15 protein-coding genes and 1 pseudogene are annotated in these 14,748 nt (G+C 60.5%); all 16 read right to left on the bottom strand.

Going from position 1 to position 14,748, the window contains the following annotated elements; translation table 11 throughout:
* A pseudogene (locus B7G52_RS11955) lies at positions 1-209 on the bottom strand (cell envelope integrity protein TolA); the annotation flags it as partial.
* Positions 210-233: 24 nt separating this feature from the next.
* The gene (locus tag B7G52_RS11950; protein ID WP_096697808.1) at positions 234-665 is read right to left on the bottom strand and encodes a biopolymer transporter ExbD; all 432 of its coding nucleotides are present in this window, start codon (positions 663-665) and stop codon (positions 234-236) included.
* Between the two features lie 222 nt (positions 666-887).
* Positions 888-1,580, bottom strand: coding sequence for a protein TolQ (gene tolQ / locus B7G52_RS11945; protein ID WP_096671226.1), 693 nt, complete (start codon positions 1,578-1,580; stop codon positions 888-890).
* The gene (gene ybgC, locus B7G52_RS11940; protein WP_096697807.1) at positions 1,577-2,020 is read right to left on the bottom strand and encodes a tol-pal system-associated acyl-CoA thioesterase; all 444 of its coding nucleotides are present in this window, start codon (positions 2,018-2,020) and stop codon (positions 1,577-1,579) included. Before ybgC ends, tolQ begins: the two co-directional genes overlap by 4 nt.
* Positions 2,013-3,209 (bottom strand): pyridoxal phosphate-dependent aminotransferase, encoded by a 1,197-nt coding sequence (locus B7G52_RS11935; protein WP_096697817.1) that lies wholly within the window; start codon positions 3,207-3,209, stop codon positions 2,013-2,015. Before B7G52_RS11935 ends, ybgC begins: the two co-directional genes overlap by 8 nt.
* 17 nt (positions 3,210-3,226) lie before the next feature.
* Positions 3,227-3,745, bottom strand: a complete 519-nt coding sequence (gene nusB, locus B7G52_RS11930; protein ID WP_096697806.1) for a transcription antitermination factor NusB — start codon at positions 3,743-3,745, stop codon at positions 3,227-3,229.
* Between the two features lie 31 nt (positions 3,746-3,776).
* A complete protein-coding gene (gene ribH, locus B7G52_RS11925) occupies positions 3,777-4,241 on the bottom strand; it encodes a 6,7-dimethyl-8-ribityllumazine synthase (protein ID WP_096697805.1) in 465 nt (154 codons plus the stop codon).
* Positions 4,242-4,243: 2 nt separating this feature from the next.
* Entirely contained in the window at positions 4,244-5,356 is a 1,113-nt protein-coding gene (gene ribBA / locus B7G52_RS11920; protein WP_096697804.1) for a bifunctional 3,4-dihydroxy-2-butanone-4-phosphate synthase/GTP cyclohydrolase II, read from the bottom strand.
* 4 nt (positions 5,357-5,360) lie between these two features.
* A complete protein-coding gene (locus B7G52_RS11915; protein WP_096697803.1) occupies positions 5,361-5,996 on the bottom strand; it encodes a riboflavin synthase in 636 nt (211 codons plus the stop codon).
* Positions 5,997-6,051: 55 nt separating this feature from the next.
* Positions 6,052-7,143: a bifunctional diaminohydroxyphosphoribosylaminopyrimidine deaminase/5-amino-6-(5-phosphoribosylamino)uracil reductase RibD gene (gene ribD, locus B7G52_RS11910; RefSeq protein WP_371329019.1), complete on the bottom strand. Its 1,092-nt coding sequence runs from the start codon at positions 7,141-7,143 to the stop codon at positions 6,052-6,054.
* 14 nt (positions 7,144-7,157) lie between these two features.
* Positions 7,158-7,742 carry a GspH/FimT family pseudopilin gene (locus tag B7G52_RS11905; protein WP_096697801.1) on the bottom strand — a complete coding sequence of 195 codons (585 nt, stop codon included), beginning with the start codon at positions 7,740-7,742 and terminating at the stop codon, positions 7,158-7,160.
* Positions 7,743-7,751: 9 nt separating this feature from the next.
* Positions 7,752-8,231, bottom strand: coding sequence for a type IV pilin protein (locus B7G52_RS11900; RefSeq protein ID WP_096697816.1), 480 nt, complete (start codon positions 8,229-8,231; stop codon positions 7,752-7,754).
* Positions 8,232-8,245: 14 nt separating this feature from the next.
* Complete coding sequence (locus B7G52_RS11895) at positions 8,246-12,370, bottom strand: pilus assembly protein (protein WP_096697800.1); 4,125 nt, start codon at positions 12,368-12,370, stop codon at positions 8,246-8,248.
* Positions 12,371-12,375: 5 nt separating this feature from the next.
* Entirely contained in the window at positions 12,376-13,017 is a 642-nt protein-coding gene (locus B7G52_RS11890; RefSeq protein ID WP_096697799.1) for a PilX N-terminal domain-containing pilus assembly protein, read from the bottom strand.
* Entirely contained in the window at positions 13,014-14,048 is a 1,035-nt protein-coding gene (locus tag B7G52_RS11885) for a PilW family protein (RefSeq protein ID WP_096697798.1), read from the bottom strand. Before B7G52_RS11885 ends, B7G52_RS11890 begins: the two co-directional genes overlap by 4 nt.
* Positions 14,045-14,665: a type IV pilus modification protein PilV gene (gene pilV, locus B7G52_RS11880; RefSeq protein WP_096697797.1), complete on the bottom strand. Its 621-nt coding sequence runs from the start codon at positions 14,663-14,665 to the stop codon at positions 14,045-14,047. The genes B7G52_RS11885 and pilV overlap by 4 nt, the downstream gene beginning before the upstream one ends.
* Positions 14,666-14,748: the final 83 nt, after the last annotated feature.

The following is a 14,748-nucleotide window of genomic DNA, read 5'->3' as shown; positions in this document are numbered from 1 at the left end:
GCTTCCACCAGTTTGGGCGCGGCTTCCTGCGGCACGCTGGACCAGAGCTCGGCTTCGAACGAGATATCGGGGTTGCTGCGCTTCCAGTTCACGCCCCAGGTCAGGGCCGCGATCAACAGCAGGTGAACCAGCACCGCCAGGCCGAAGGAACGCAACGCAGCGGGCTCGCGGTGCGGGGCAAACTCGGGGCGATCGGCGGCAATGGGCATGAAAAAATTCAGCGCGGGGCGGGGTCAGTTGCCGGTCTGCACCGAGAGGCCGACGCGGGCCACACCGGCCTTTTGCAGCGCGTCCATGACCTTGACCACGGTTTCGTATTTGATGGATTTGTCGGCGCTGATCACCACCGGTGTAACCTGCTCACCGGCCGGCACCGCCGGCTGCAGGCGCTTGACGGCGGCGCCGACCTCGCCGAGCTTGACCAGCGTGGTGTTGCCCGCCGACTTGATCTGGATGACTTCGTCCTTGCTGATCTCGATCTGGATCGGCTTGGGCGGCTGGCCCGGCGCCTTGCCGACCTTGGGCAGGGCAATCATGCTGGGTGTGATCAGCGGCGCCGTCACCATGAAGATGATGAGCAGCACCAGCATCACGTCGATGAAAGGCACCATGTTGATTTCGCTGATGGTGCGGCGGCCTCGGCCACGGGAATTGACGGCTGGCATCTGTCGGCTCCTAAGTCGCGTGCGCTAAGGCCGGAACAAGGCATACGGCCGGCCGCAGCGCCGGGCCGCCCCAAGCAAGGCCAGCCCCCGAGGGGCTGGAGCCTGCGGCTCCAAGCCTGCTTGAGCAGGCTTGGACAGGCGAGAGAGGCGAAGCTTCCAGCGAGCCGCGGCCTGCAAGGCCTCGCGTATTACACGAAGTGAAAAGCGTGGGGGTCAACATGTCTAGTGGCCGGAGGGCGAATGGGCGCCCAGGTTGCGCTGCAGGATGTTGGAGAACTCCTCGATGAAGGTCTCCAGCTTGTTGGCCACGCGGTCGATGTCGTGGGCGAAGCGGTTGTAGGCCACCACTGCGGGGATGGCGGCAAACAGGCCGATGGCCGTGGCCACCAGCGCTTCGGCAATGCCGGGCGCCACGCTCGACAGCGTGACCTGCTCCAGCGCGGCCAAGCCGGTGAAGGCGTGCATGATGCCCCAGACCGTGCCGAACAGGCCGACGTAGGGCGAGACGGAGCCGACCGTGGCCAGAAAGGACAGGTTGGACTCCACCGCATCCATTTCGCGCTGGTAGCTGGCACGCATGGCGCGGCGGGCGCCGTCGAGCAGGGTGCCGGGGTCTTCCATGCGGCGCTCGCGCAGCTTCTGGAACTCACGCATGCCGCTGGCGAAAATGCGCTCCATCGGGCCGCTGTGTTTGGCGTTCTGGTTGGCGGCGGCAAACAGGTCGTTCAGGCTGGTGCCGGACCAGAATTCGCGGTCGAACTCGTCATTGAGCGACTGCACGCGCTTGAGGGAGACGATCTTGCGGAAGATGGCGGCCCAGCTCGCGATCGACACGCCGACCAGCAGTGCCACCACGCCCTGGACCACCCAGCTGGCGTTGAGAATGAGGCTGACAATGGATAAGTCCTGGTTCATGTTTTGGCTTCCAGACGATCAAGGATGTTGGCGGGAATTCTGGCGGGCTTCAGGCTGGCCGCATCGACCCAGCCGATGCGTATCGTGCCTTCGCAGAGCAGAACCGGCGCTCGCTCTGATTTTAATAGCGAACTCTGACCGATTATCAAGGACGCCCGGCCCTTTTCGATCAGGCTGGCGGTAACAATCAGTTCATCGTCGAGGCGCGCGGGCCGGTGGTAACGAACGCTGGTTTCCGTCACGACGAACATGCCGCCGGTGCTCTCGCGCAGGCTGTGTTGTTCAATGCCCAGTGATCTGAGCCACTCGGTGCGTGAGCGTTCAAAAAACTTCAGGTAGTTGGCGTAGAACACGATGCCACCCGCATCCGTGTCTTCCCAATAGACCCGCAGGGGCCACTGGAATGTGGTGGCATCGAGGGTACCAACGGCTTCAGCCAAGGACGGCCTCCAGCCGGGCGACAGCCTCTTTGAGTTGCACCATGGAATTGGCCGTGGAAAAGCGGACGTACTGCTCCGGCGCCATGGTTCCGAAATCGCGGCCCGGTGTTACCGCCAGGTGGGCACGTTTCATCAGCTCAAAAGAAAAGTCCCAGCTGCCGCTGACGCCCAACCGGGCGGCGGCATCCGTGCAATCCGCATAGGCGTAGAAAGCACCGTCGGGCATCACGGGCACCGTCAGCCCCAGGCGATTGAGTTCGGGGATGAAGTAGTCGCGCCTGGCCTTGAACTCGGCGCGGCGCCGTTCGTACTCGGCCAGGCTGTCGGGTTCAAAACAGGCCAGGGCGGCGTGCTGGGCCACGGTGCTGGGGCAGATGAACAGGTTCTGCGCAATGCGCTCGATCACCGGTGCCAGCGCCTCGGGCACGACCAGCCAGCCCAGGCGCCAGCCCGTCATGTTGAAGTACTTGCTGAAGCTGTTGATGCTGATGATGCTCTCGCCGAGACCGCCTGCCATCGCCAGCGCCGTCTGACCGAAACGGGCCTCGTAACTCAGGCCCAGGTAGATCTCGTCAATCAGGGTGATGCCGCCGCGGCTGTGCACGAATTCGTGGATGCGCCGCAATTCTTCCGGTGCAATCGATGTGCCGGTCGGGTTGGACGGCGAGGCCAGCAGCACACCGCGGGTTTTGTCGGACCAGGCGGCCTGCACTTTCGCGCTGCTGAGCTGGAAGCGCTCTTCAGCCGTTGTCGGCAGCAGCACCGCATTGCCGTCGGCGGCGCTGACGAAATGCCGGTTGCAGGGGTAACTCGGGTCCGGCATCAGGATCTCGTCGCCCGCTTCAATCAAGGCCAGGCAGGCCAGTTGCAGCGCCGCCGAGGCGCCGGCGGTGATGATGATGCGGCCGGGCGCAACATCGGCCTGGAAACGCGTGGCATACCAGTCGCTGATGCGTTCGCGCAGCGGCTGCAGACCGGTCGCCTGGGTGTACTGGGTGTTGCCGTCCTGGATGGCGCGGGCCGCCGCCTGCTGGACCAGCGACGGCGCGGTGAAGTCCGGCTCGCCGATGTTCAGGAAAATCATGGGTTGCGCCGTGTGCGCCACCTGCTGGGCCATGGTTGCCGCGGCCTTGGCAACTTCCATCACATAAAAGGGTTCGATGCGCTGGGCGCGCCGGGCTATCCTGATGTCGCTCACCGCGCGCCTCAGGCTTTTTTGTCGGCGGCGACTTCAGCGGCGCGAAAGGCCGGTGCCAGTTTGTGCAGCACGCCGTTGACGTATTTGTGGCCGTCGGTGCCGCCAAATGCCTTGGCCAGCTCGATGCATTCGTTGATGATCACGCGGTAAGGCACGTCCAGGCAATGCTTGAACTCGTAGGTGCCAATCCACAGCACCGCATGTTCGACCGGCGATATTTCCGCCATCTTGCGGTCCAGCAAAGGCGTCACGCTGTCGTCCAGCGACGCGGCTTCGTCAATGCAGCCGTGCAGCAGCGCGTCGTAATGCGCCGCGTCGGCCTTGTGAAAACCCACCAGGTCGCGGGTGAAGGCGTCAATGGACGACGCTTCGTTGCGCCCCACCAGGTGCTGGTACAGCGCCTGCAGGGCAAACTCGCGTGCCCGGGTGCGTGCTGACTTGTCGGCGGCTTTTTTGACGCCCGTGTCGGTCAGGCCGTTGCGGGTCTGCGGCGGGCGCTTGGGTTTGAGGGGGGTCGTTTCAGTCATGGCACGCTTGTTGGGGGAGGGGACCGGGGTATCAGTCAAGTTCGTTCAGCAGGTTGGCCATTTCCACCGCCACGCGTGCCGCATCGCGGCCCTTGTCGGTCTGGCGGGCTTCGGCCTGGGCGATGTTTTCGACGGTCAGGATGGCGTTGGCGATAGGCAACTGGTAGTCCAGGGCCAGCCGGCTGACCGAGGCGCCGCTTTCGTTGGCGACCAGTTCGAAGTGGTAGGTCTCGCCGCGGATGATGCAGCCCAGCGCCACCAGCGCGTCGTACTGGTCGCGCTCGGCCATGGCCTGCAGGGCCGAGGGGATCTCGAGCGCGCCCGGCACCTTCACGTGGTGGATGTTTTTTTCCTCGACACCCAGCGCCAGCAGTTCCTGCCAGCAGGCCTTGGCCAGCGCATTGGTGATGCTTTCATTAAAACGCGCCTGGACGATGCCAATCGAGAGTTTTTTGCCGTCCAGCTTGTCGGTCGTACCTTTTTCTGCACCAAACACGGTTATTCCTTTTTGTTGGCAATGTAGCCGGTGATCTCGAGGCCGTAGCCCGTCATGCTGGGCATGCGGCGCGGGTTGCCCATCAGCATCATCTTGTGCACGCCGCACTCGCGCAGGATTTGCGCGCCCACGCCGTAGGTGCGCAGGTCCATGCGGCCGCGCTCGGGGGCCTGGCTGGCGCGTGCGGTGCCTTCGAATTGTTCAAGCAGCTGTGCCGCGCTTTCGCCGCAATTGAGCAGCACCGCCACGCCTTTGCCCTCTTTGGCAATATGGGTCAGGCTCTGGTCCAGGCTCCAGGAGTGCATGGAGCGGCCGGTTTCCAGCGCGTCGAGCACCGACAGCGGCTCGTGAACCCGCACAGCCACGATCTCTTCGGGTGACCACTGTCCCTTGACGAGCGCCAGATGCAGGCCCTGGCTGGTCTTGTCCTTGAAGGCATACGCGGTGAATTCGCCAAAAGCGGTCTGCAGTGTCCGCGTGCCGATTTTTTCAATCAGCGAATCATGGCGGCTGCGGTGTTCGATCAGGTCGGCGATGGTACCGATTTTCAGCCCGTGTTCAGCGGCAAAGACCTGCAGGTCCGGCAGCCGGGCCATGGTGCCGTCGTCTTTCATGATCTCGCAGATGACGGCCGCCGGCGAGCAGCCCGCCATGCCGGCCAGGTCACAGCCGGCTTCGGTATGGCCGGCGCGCATCAACACGCCGCCATCGACCGCCTGCAAGGGGAAGATGTGACCCGGTTGTACGAGGTCGCTGACCTTGGCATTCCGTGCCACCGCGGCCTGCACCGTGCGGGCCCGGTCTGCCGCGGAGATGCCGGTGGTCACGCCCTCGGCGGCCTCGATCGACACCGTGAAGGCGGTACTGTATTTGCCGCCATTGCGGGTGGCCATGGGCGGCAATTGCAGCATCTCGCAGCGTTCGCGCGTCAGGGTCAGGCAGATCAGGCCGCGGCCATAACGTGCCATGAAGTTGATGGCCTCCGGGGTCACGTGGTCGGCGGCGAGCACCAGGTCGCCTTCGTTTTCGCGGTCTTCTTCGTCGACCAGGATGACCATGCGGCCGGTCCGCATGTCGGCCACGATGTCTTCAACAGGGGAGATGGCGATCGTCATGGGTTCAGGTGTTCTTTCCGCTTTGGAGCATGCGTTCGACATAACGCGCAATCAGGTCAATTTCCAGGTTGACCTGCGATTGTGGTCGCAGATGGCCCAGGGCTGTGTTTTGAACCGTGTGCGAAATCAGGTTGATGCTGATTTCGCAGCCGGCCTGGCCGCCTTCCAGGTCGGTGACGCGGTTGACGGTCAGGCTGACGCCATTGACCGTGATGGAGCCTTTGTAGGCCAGGTACTTGGCCAGTTCGCGCGGGGCGCGGATGCGCAACTCCCAGCTTTCACCCACTTGGGCGAAATGCGTGACGGTGCCTATGCCATCGACATGGCCGGCGACGATGTGGCCGCCCAGCCGGTCGTTGGCGCGCAGCGCCTTTTCAAGGTTGATCGGGCCGGGTTCGGTCAAACCACTGGTTTTGGCCAGCGACTCGGCCGATATTTCAATCAGGAACTGGTTTTTGGGGAGGTCGAGCGCGGTCACGGTCATGCAGGCGCCGTTCAGTGCGATGCTGTCGCCCAGGCCCACGTCGTCGAGGTAGCCCGATGGCGCTTCGATGGTGAGTCGCTTGCCATGGTCCAAAGAGCTGCCCAGGCTATGGATGGCGACGATGCGCCCCACGCCGGTGATGATTCCGGTAAACATGGCGCTATTTTCGCAGAGATTGCGGGCGGCCATGGTCCGGGCCGACAAAGCAGGGCTAAAAGAGGTCGCGTCCCCTGACTCTGGCCACGATACGCAGATCGGGGCCCAGCCGGTCGGTCGAGCGAAACTCGAGGTCCAGCGCCTGCGACAGCTCGGTGATTGGCCCGAAACTGGCCATGCCGCTGCCCTGGCCTATCAGCTTGGGGGCCAGGTAGACCAGAAACTCATCGACCAGACCTTCACGGATCAGCGACCCGTTGAGCTTGTGCCCGGCCTCGACGTGGACTTCGTTGACCTCGCGCACGGCCAGGTCGCGCAGCATGGCCGCCAGGTCCACCTTGCCACCCTTGCCCGGCAGATAAACGACGGTCACACCGCGCGCTTCAAGGGCTGCTTTTTTTGCATCATTTTGCTCGGCAGCGTAGATGTAGAGCGCGCGGCCAGCTATAAAAAGATGAGCATCCAGCGGCGTCTCCAGCCGGCTGTCCACCACCACCAGATGCGGCTGGCGCGGCGTGTCAACCAGCCGCACATCGAGGCGCGGGTTGTCTTCAAGCACGGTGCCGATGCCGGTGAGCACGGCGCAGGAGCGCGCGCGCCACGCATGGCCATCGGTTCGAGCTGCGTCCGACGTGATCCACTGGCTTTTGCCATTGTCCAGCGCGGTCTTGCCGTCAAGCGAGGCCGCCACCTTCATCCGCACCCAGGGCGTCTTGCGGATCATGCGGCTGAAAAAGCCGATGTTCAGCTCGCGCGACTCTTGCGCGCCCGGGCCCACTTCAACTTCAATGCCCGCGGCCCGCAAGCGCGCAAAGCCCTGGCCGGACACCAGGGGATTGGGGTCTGCAATCGATGCCACGACCTTTTTGATGCCGGCGGCAATGATGGCGTCGCAGCAGGGCCCGGTGCGCCCGTGGTGGGAGCAGGGCTCGAGGGTGACGTAGGCGGTGGCACCGGCAACCGAATGGCCGCGGGCCATGGCATCCCGCAGGGCCATGACCTCGGCATGGGGGCTGCCGGCGCGTTGGGTGTGGCCTTTGCCCAATACCTTGCCCTGGCCGTCCGTGATGACGCAGCCCACGCACGGGTTGGGGCTGCAAAGGCGCAACGCCAATTCAGCAGATTCAAGGGTGCCCTGCATGAGCACCTGCGGTTGTTCAGTCAAGGGGGTGGTGTTAAATAACAGCCTGTCGTATCTGTCTTGCAGGAGCGCACCCGGCCGGCTGGATCAACGATGATGGAACTGGAGCGCGGCGAGGTGTTCGCCATCACCATCGTTCCCCCGCCGAAAGCGCCGCTCTTCAGGCGTGGGTAACCACTTCCGTTAAACATCAAATAACCGCTTGTAAAACTGCTGGCCCCTGGTGTGGTGACGGTGATATCGGCGCTCAACGCCTCATGGCGAAGTACCACTTCATCGACACCTTCGTTATAGACCTGGTTCCAGTTCGAGTCTGCAAACACCATCCAGCCGGAACTCCAGTTTGTTCCTGTCGCGGGAACAAGGTAGGTATTGAGCCCCTGTTTCATTGCGTTGGCTCTTGCCGTATTGGCTGCCGAGATGAAATTGCTGACGGCGTCCGACAGTTGTGCATTTCGCTGAAACTGCACAAAACTCGGAACGGCGACCATCATCAGGGTGGTTCCCAGTGCAACCGTCACCATCAACTCGATCAGCGTAAAGCCCTTTTGGCGGGGGAAGAAAAGGGCGCCCAGACGGTGTTCGGTGCGGTTGTTTCGAGACATGGCGTGGCCTTATTTCCAGCAGCGTTCGGTGTTTGTCCCGGTGCAAGTTCGACGGCCTTGTGTGTCTATGGCCATCGAGGTCACTTGAGGGTCAGAAAAAACACCTGCCTGCGGTTCCGCGAAAACCTCGATGCAGTCACGTTTGGTTGGGATCACGCCGCTGACCGCCTGGCAAAGTCTTGCGCCGAGCAGGTGACTGCTTTTCGCCTGGGTGCTATCAGATGAGGAATAGGCCTTGAACGGCAGGGCGCCGGGCGTGCCTGCCGCAAAGGTTTCATAGGTGTTCATCTGGGTCAAATAGCGTTCCTGCTGCTGCAGAAGGTTCATCAGCGCCGTCCGTGCTTCGGCCCGCTTGCCTTTGCGCACGGAGTCCGTATAGGCGGGGTAGGCCACTGCCGCCAGAATTCCGACAATGGCGACGGTGATCATCAGTTCAATCAGAGTGAAGCCCGACTGGGCGTTCCGCTTGTTAGGCAGATGTTTTTGCATGATCATTCCCAAAGTTAGTTATTCTTGTTTTCACGGTAGTTGTTGATCTGGCGCCAGCTGAGGCGTCCGACCTGCTCGTTATAGGAGAGACCACCTCCACCGGTAGCCGCAACCTTCAACCCTTTGGACCCTTGCGTGATGATGGCAATTTTTCGGGTAGCGGTTCGCTGGCCGGCCGTGTCGCTGTTGGTCAAGGCGGTGCTGCCAATTTCCAGGACAAGGGGCGCGGCCAATATGCCCACCTGGGACAGTTCGGACGTACCGTTGCCCGTGAGTGCATTCACCGCATAAAACCGCCCACCTCCTTCTCCACACGAGCCTTCGGTCGGGAACAGCGAGCCGAAAAACAGCTGTCCAAATTCGGCTGTGATGTCGCTGATCTGTCGTTCGCCAATACTTTTGTTGAAATCGAGATACCAGCCCATTCTCAAGGCGGAGGTTCCGGTGGCAGGAGGCATGCCATACACAAAACTGGGAACAGTCACCGTGCCGCCGATAGTAGATACCGTTCCCTGCTGCAATTGTGACCTTCCGGTGATGGCCTTGCCGTTATCGAGAAGCGTGTAAAACGTATTCGTCACGCTCGATGGCACGGTGGTGTCCGGTGTTTCCAGGTATTTGCCCGTTCCAAAGGAGACCAGCTTGCTATCGAAAAAGGCATTGCTTATCACCGGTTCACCGGTAATCGGCTGCCGTATTCCGCCGCCGTCCTTTGCAACAAAGAAAGTCTTGTTGGTTCCCATTGCATTGAGTTTTGTCAAGTTGCTAGTGGCGTCATCGGTCAGGCTACTAATCCCCTTCAGCGTGAAATCGAGCTTCCAGACATTACCTTGCAGATCACCTGCAAACAAGCTGTCTACCGCACCAGTTTGGAAGTTTTTAACCGTGGTAAATCCAACCAGCCCCTTGGCGATTGGGACGGGAATTTCGGTGGTGATAGTCGTACTGGTCTGTGGCAACTCTATGCGCCAGAAATTCGTGCCCTCGGTCCAGGCTACCCCTGAATTGCTGGCAGGCTTGTTCGACAGATCGAGAATGAAGATGGAAGGGTTGCCTGTGGCATGTTGAGTGGTAGGACCATCGGCGGCATAGTTGTTCACCCCGCTGGCGACCATGGCATACCACTTGTATACCGGGGTGATACCTGAATCAGTCGTGCGCAATTTCACGATCTGGGGCGTACCGATCACATTTCCCATCGAAGGGTGATCGCGGTCCGTGAACTCCCAAAGAACATTGTCTTTGGTGAAGGTTTCCGGATCGGTGACATCGAGGGCGAAAACGCCCTGCCCGCCAGCACCGACACCTGACACCAGCACGCTGCGCCACTTATCGACGCCGCTTACCTTTATGTAAGCTTCTGCGATGGCGGGCGTGGCGTCGTTGATGCTGACGTGGCTGTAGTCCTGGTCGGGTAACAGGTTCAACTTGCCCGCGACGAACCCGGGGATGTAGGCAAAAGCCTCCCTGCCGTTGGTGTCATAAAACGCGTGCAGCATTCCGTCATTCGCGTTCGCAAAAATGACTGGCTTGCGGTTCTTGTTGTCGTTGAAGAAGGTGTTGTACGCGGTTCCTGCCACGCCTCCGGATGGCTTGCCCATATAGACCAAACCGCTGTTGACGATGTCCCCCAGCACGATGTCGCGCGGTCGGAAGGGGGCTGTCGGATTCGTGGGCTTGATTTCCTTGCGCCGGTCGCCACGCAGGTAGTTGAGTCGGTCTTCGCCCATGGCCGCGTCAATAACTACCGTGGTCGTGTAGGGCATGGTGCTGAGCATCGTCTTGTGCGTCGTGTTCAGGTCGGCCCATTTGAACGGTGTTGGGGCAGCGGTTGCCTGTAGACCAATCGGAGCACCAATGACAATGTTCCTGCCTGCCCCATGGTCGATCAGCGTCGCCGCGGTCATAACCTGGCCGGCCTCCCAGGTGGGTGTGCTGCCAATGACCAGTGAGGTACCGGCGCTGTCCAGCGACAGCGGATATTTGAGCAAGCGGCCGCTCCAGTAATTGGCTACCGGGTTGAAACGTGCCTGAAACACAGCTGCTGCTTGACCGACCGTCAGACGCTGCGTGGAAATGGCGCCGCCAGCGATACTTCCGGTTTCTTCTACAACCCGCGCAAAAATCTCGGAAAGAGAGTCAAGAAACTTGGCGGCGTCACTGACCAGGAAGTAGTTTTTTGCATCGCCGTCCGTGGCCTGCCAAAGCACATTCGTGCCCCCTGAATACGGATTGCCAGTATTGCCGTTTGCGCTGTCATCGAAACCGCCATACTTGGCTCCAAGGTACAACTGCTGGGTGCGGCGGAAGCTCACGACATCGCTGGCGCGTTTTTCATTGACGTCGATCGCATAGGTCTTGATACGACCTTTGGGGAGATCGTTGCGAAAGCTCTGGGTGTTGGCCCAGTAGGCCAGACCGGCCATGTGGTGGGAGCCCCCTTCGGCACCCGTGTCCATTGTGGCGGCATTTGCCAGAGCGGTATACAGCGTGTTGCCTGAAATGTTGCCCGCAATCTGGGTACGCCCCTGGCTGTCGGTGTAGGTTATGGCGCCTGTGGTGGTGGTGAGCTTGCTCTCGAAGCTGCCGACCACGCTGGTCCAGAAGGGAACGTTGAGCGCCGGGTCGGTTTCCGCGCTTCGCGAAAAATCATTATTGCTTGTGACAGCATTGCCGGGCACCGAGCGGTCACTGTGCGTGAAAACGTCAGCAATCGTCAAAATGCTGTTTCGCAGGCATCCGTTGCCTGTGCCTGAGGTATCGGTAAAGCCAGCGAATGGATCCGTCCAAGTTGCATAGGCGGGGAAATTGTCTTTCAAGGCTTTGTCGGTCGATGCTGTTCCCGAAAATCCCGAAACGGCCTGGCTGGTGGGTGGTTTGCCCTGAAGGTAACGGATGGCTTCATAAAAGAGCTCACTCACAGGATCAAGTTCTTTATAGGCACCGATGGTGTCCGGATTGAGCGTACCGAACTTGTTGATGTACATGATGGCCCCGCTTTTAGGGTAACCCTGGTCGCCATAAGTTCCATCCCCGCTCTGCGGGTTGTCAATGAAGACCCCGGTGTCGGCATTCCACTCGGCGCCGGCATTCGCCGCTGACTCGAGGTTGAAATTCATGTCGTATTTTTTGGGACCTAGGTACTTGAGTGGTGCGCGTAGCACACCACCGTAGCGCGTGCGGCTGTTGTCCTGCAGGTAGCCAAAAACACTTACCCGTATGTTTTCCGCGTTCATCTGGAATTGACCAACTGGCTTGTATTTGCCGTTAGGGTAACGAAAACACAGACCCTTCCACTGCTTGGTATCGGCATCGTAGGACATAAGCCGGTTGGTGGCGCTATTGGGGTCGCAGACCAGGTTTCTGACCTCGTAGAAGTTGCCTTTATTGTTGGCGTTTGCCTTGATCAATTTGCTGCTTTGGGCATCGGCCACACCGAAGGGGCTGCTGCAACTTCCAGTAGTGTCCTGGGCATTGGCGAAGTAGACGCGGTTCCTGCAGTTGTATATCCACATTCCGTCAGGGAATGAGGCGTCAGTTAGTTCGGTCCTGCCGTTGATCTGCGATTTCGGTATGAATTTTTCCGTGAAATAGCTGCTATTTCGGTAAAAGCTGTCGGGCAACCAGGCCCGGTCGATGACCGTTGTATCTCTGTCGTCAATGGTGCGGTTGCCCCCTGTCAGGCCATATCGCATGATGTCGATGGCCGAGGACGTTGCCCAGTTCATGAAGTTGCCGTCGAACTGCGAGCTGGGACAGGTCGCGCTAACACTCCCTTTATTCGTTTGCCAGTCAAAATAGTTGCCGATGCTGCCGCTGCTTAACACCGCCCTGTAACAGGCTTTGGGGTCAAAGTAACCGACATATTCCTTGGAGCCGACAAAGGTGTCACGGTAAGTTTGGCCCACCGTGGGGAACTCAACAGACAGCGCCAGCGTCAGATTCCCCTTGGTTTTCGCACCGTTCATGTAAAGCGGTTCCGCTGGCAAATCAACCAGTGGGGGCAAGGTAACGGTAACGGTCTGGCTGATCACAACGCCCACCGTGACGGCTGACAGGGCCGCCAGAAAAGCAAGCCTGACGCTCCAGGTTTTCAGCGGTTTGCCAGAGGAGCTTGAAAGGAGAGTCCGGAAGTTCATGGCGTTTACTCTTTTCTGAAAATCATTTGCAGGACGGCCTGCGTTTCCTTGCGCGGCCCAAAACCCATGGCCGTGACACGGTACAGCGCCTTGGGGCTCCCGCTGCTGCCGCTGCTGCTTCCTGGCGTGGCATCGGGAATAATTTCGACAATGTACCGTGGCGCCATTTCCGGGCGAATGCCGCTGCTGCCGGTCGACAGGGTTCGTCCGGTGAACTCGCCGAACTTGGCGGTTTTGGCTGCGTTGGTTTCGTCGGTGAAATCAACCAAATACCAGACTGGCTTTGTGCCCGTGGCCGCAGGCAGGCAGAGACCTCGCGTTGTACCGGTGCCGCATCCTTCAGCGAAAGACACCATATCGGCCAGTCGCCCTGAAAAAATGGCTTCGCGCTGGTTGGTCGAGGTATTGGGGCCGCGAATGTCGAACTCTGCATCAAGCAGCGCCGCCTCTGCGGCCTGGAAGGCGATTTGCTGGTCTCGGTCAAACCGGGTCGAACGTTCGGCAAGCAATACCATCTGGCTGGCGCCAATGCCCAGGGCCATGACCACGGCAAGAAGGATCAGTGTGGTGATTAGCGAGAAGCCGCGTTGCCTTGTTCGCGCACGTGTGAGGGCGTTGCCGGACAATGCTGGAAGATGGTGTTTCATCGGAGCCTGAGGTCGTTGCGCAAATGAACGGTAAAGGTGCTTTGCAGCCGTAGCCGTCCGTCCGCAGCGACGGCCAGGCTGGAGCCTGTGTCGCTGGTGCTGGCATACATGCTTCCCAAGGGGGACAGGGTAGCCGTAGCGGACTGCTGGGCAGAGCCTGCGGCCCCCCGCAGGACCAGGCCGATGCGTACAGCCCGCACCCGGCGCCAGTTCTCACGCGTGCCCGCAGCGTTGCCGGCCACGGTCAATTCATCCGCGCGCAGCCAGCGTTCGGCGACGGTATCCTGTGCTGCGGAGGCGCTGGGCGCCAGATTGGGGGACACGCCGTCGGTGCCATAAAGAACCTGGAAAGATTCCACGCCTTCGATCAAGGGGGTGGAAGCGATCCACTGGCTTCCGCTTGTGGCGAATTTGTAATAAGAGCAGGAGAGCGAAGGTTCGCCGCTGGTGTCGCGCGTCACATGAAAAACACTGACAGCACGATCATTGAGGTCTCCTGTGGGCAGCCCTGCCTCACCTTCTCCCCTGCAGTTGATCATTGTGTCATCGGCCTTGGAGGCATTGGTGGGAGAGCTCACCCCTTGGTAGCGGATCACCAGCACATCGCTTCCGTTTTTGCACGACGTATCGTTCACCGAGCATGCCCCCGGCCTGTTGCCGTTCACAATCTTGGTGCTTTCGCTGAGAATCAGGTCATCAGGTGTGGCGTAAACGGCATTGTTCCAGCCATAGATGTCGGGTTCGGGGTCAATGCCCAGAAGTGTGGCTGTTGAACGGAGAGCCAGGTTGGCCGCGCCCAGATCCTGATAGCCGGCCTGGATAATGACCCGTCCCAGCAAGTCGGTGGCAAAACGCTCCCGGTCGCGCAGTTGTGTTGTCGTGTCTACCGCTCGGTAACCTTGCTGGCCCAGCAAAAGCGCGGTGGCTGCAATGACAACCACCACGAGCCCCAGACCCAGGGCAACGAGCAACTCGATCAGTGTCAAACCACGTTGACGACGGACGGTGCGGGATAAACGATGACGCATCATTCGGAGCTTCCTGCTGTGAGCGGGATGACGACGACCGGCACGCCTGTGCTATCGGCAAATTCAAGCGTTCCCGCTGTGTTGCTGCGGGTCCAGCTCACTTTCAGCACGGTAACGTCACCGCCGCCGGCACAGGCCCATCTGGGCTTTCCTGCACTGTCAAAAGGATCGTTGTCAAAACAAACCTTGACTCGGGGCGTGGGAAGGGCATTGAGGACCCGCCCCTTCCAGTCGGCCACGTCCCAGGATGCTGCATCCTTGGGCGTTGGACAGCCGGCGGTGAAGCAGTTGACCGACGGAGTGGCAATGGTGCTGGTTCCGGTCAGGGTGGAGTCAAAAAGATAGGGGTTGTCTGCCGCCGTGGTTTTGATCGCGACTGTATGGTTGCCGCGCATTTTTTCGGCCAGCTCCCGCCCTAAGGTAGCCGCTGCGGCCTGATTGCGGGTTTCCTTGTTGGCCTGCATCGCCGCGGCCTGCATGCCGACGGCGCCCAACATGCCAATGCTGAGAATAATGATGGCGATCAGAACCTCGAGGATGGAAAAGCCCGACTGCCCCCGGTTGGAAGCGGGAGGGCGAGGGGACGTTGAATCAAGGATGCCGGCGCAGGGTGTGTCCATGCCTTGAGTTTAAAAACTTGGCGCGGGAACTTCAATGCAGGCGGGAACCGCGTGTCATGTCCAAGTAACCGGCTGTCTGGCTC

This window comes from Polaromonas sp. AER18D-145 (genome assembly GCF_002379095.1).
Classification (GTDB): domain Bacteria; phylum Pseudomonadota; class Gammaproteobacteria; order Burkholderiales; family Burkholderiaceae_C; genus Polaromonas.
The sequence above is the reverse complement of the archived record's forward strand: the minus strand, read 5'-3'. Positions and strand labels throughout refer to the sequence as shown.

What these genes read in the sequence shown, in the direction of transcription:
- B7G52_RS11950 (WP_096697808.1), bottom strand. Translation starts at nt 665, where the DNA reads ATGCCAGCCGTCAATTCCCGTGGCCGAGGCCGCCGCACCATCAGCGAA.
- tolQ (WP_096671226.1), bottom strand. Translation starts at nt 1,580, where the DNA reads ATGAACCAGGACTTATCCATTGTCAGCCTCATTCTCAACGCCAGCTGG.
- nusB (WP_096697806.1), bottom strand. Translation starts at nt 3,745, where the DNA reads ATGACTGAAACGACCCCCCTCAAACCCAAGCGCCCGCCGCAGACCCGC.
- ribBA (WP_096697804.1), bottom strand. Translation starts at nt 5,356, where the DNA reads ATGACGATCGCCATCTCCCCTGTTGAAGACATCGTGGCCGACATGCGG.
- B7G52_RS11915 (WP_096697803.1), bottom strand. Translation starts at nt 5,996, where the DNA reads ATGTTTACCGGAATCATCACCGGCGTGGGGCGCATCGTCGCCATCCAT.
- B7G52_RS11905 (WP_096697801.1), bottom strand. Translation starts at nt 7,742, where the DNA reads ATGTCTCGAAACAACCGCACCGAACACCGTCTGGGCGCCCTTTTCTTC.
- B7G52_RS11900 (WP_096697816.1), bottom strand. Translation starts at nt 8,231, where the DNA reads ATGCAAAAACATCTGCCTAACAAGCGGAACGCCCAGTCGGGCTTCACT.
- B7G52_RS11895 (WP_096697800.1), bottom strand. Translation starts at nt 12,370, where the DNA reads ATGAACTTCCGGACTCTCCTTTCAAGCTCCTCTGGCAAACCGCTGAAA.
- B7G52_RS11890 (WP_096697799.1), bottom strand. Translation starts at nt 13,017, where the DNA reads ATGAAACACCATCTTCCAGCATTGTCCGGCAACGCCCTCACACGTGCG.
- B7G52_RS11885 (WP_096697798.1), bottom strand. Translation starts at nt 14,048, where the DNA reads ATGATGCGTCATCGTTTATCCCGCACCGTCCGTCGTCAACGTGGTTTG.
- pilV (WP_096697797.1), bottom strand. Translation starts at nt 14,665, where the DNA reads ATGGACACACCCTGCGCCGGCATCCTTGATTCAACGTCCCCTCGCCCT.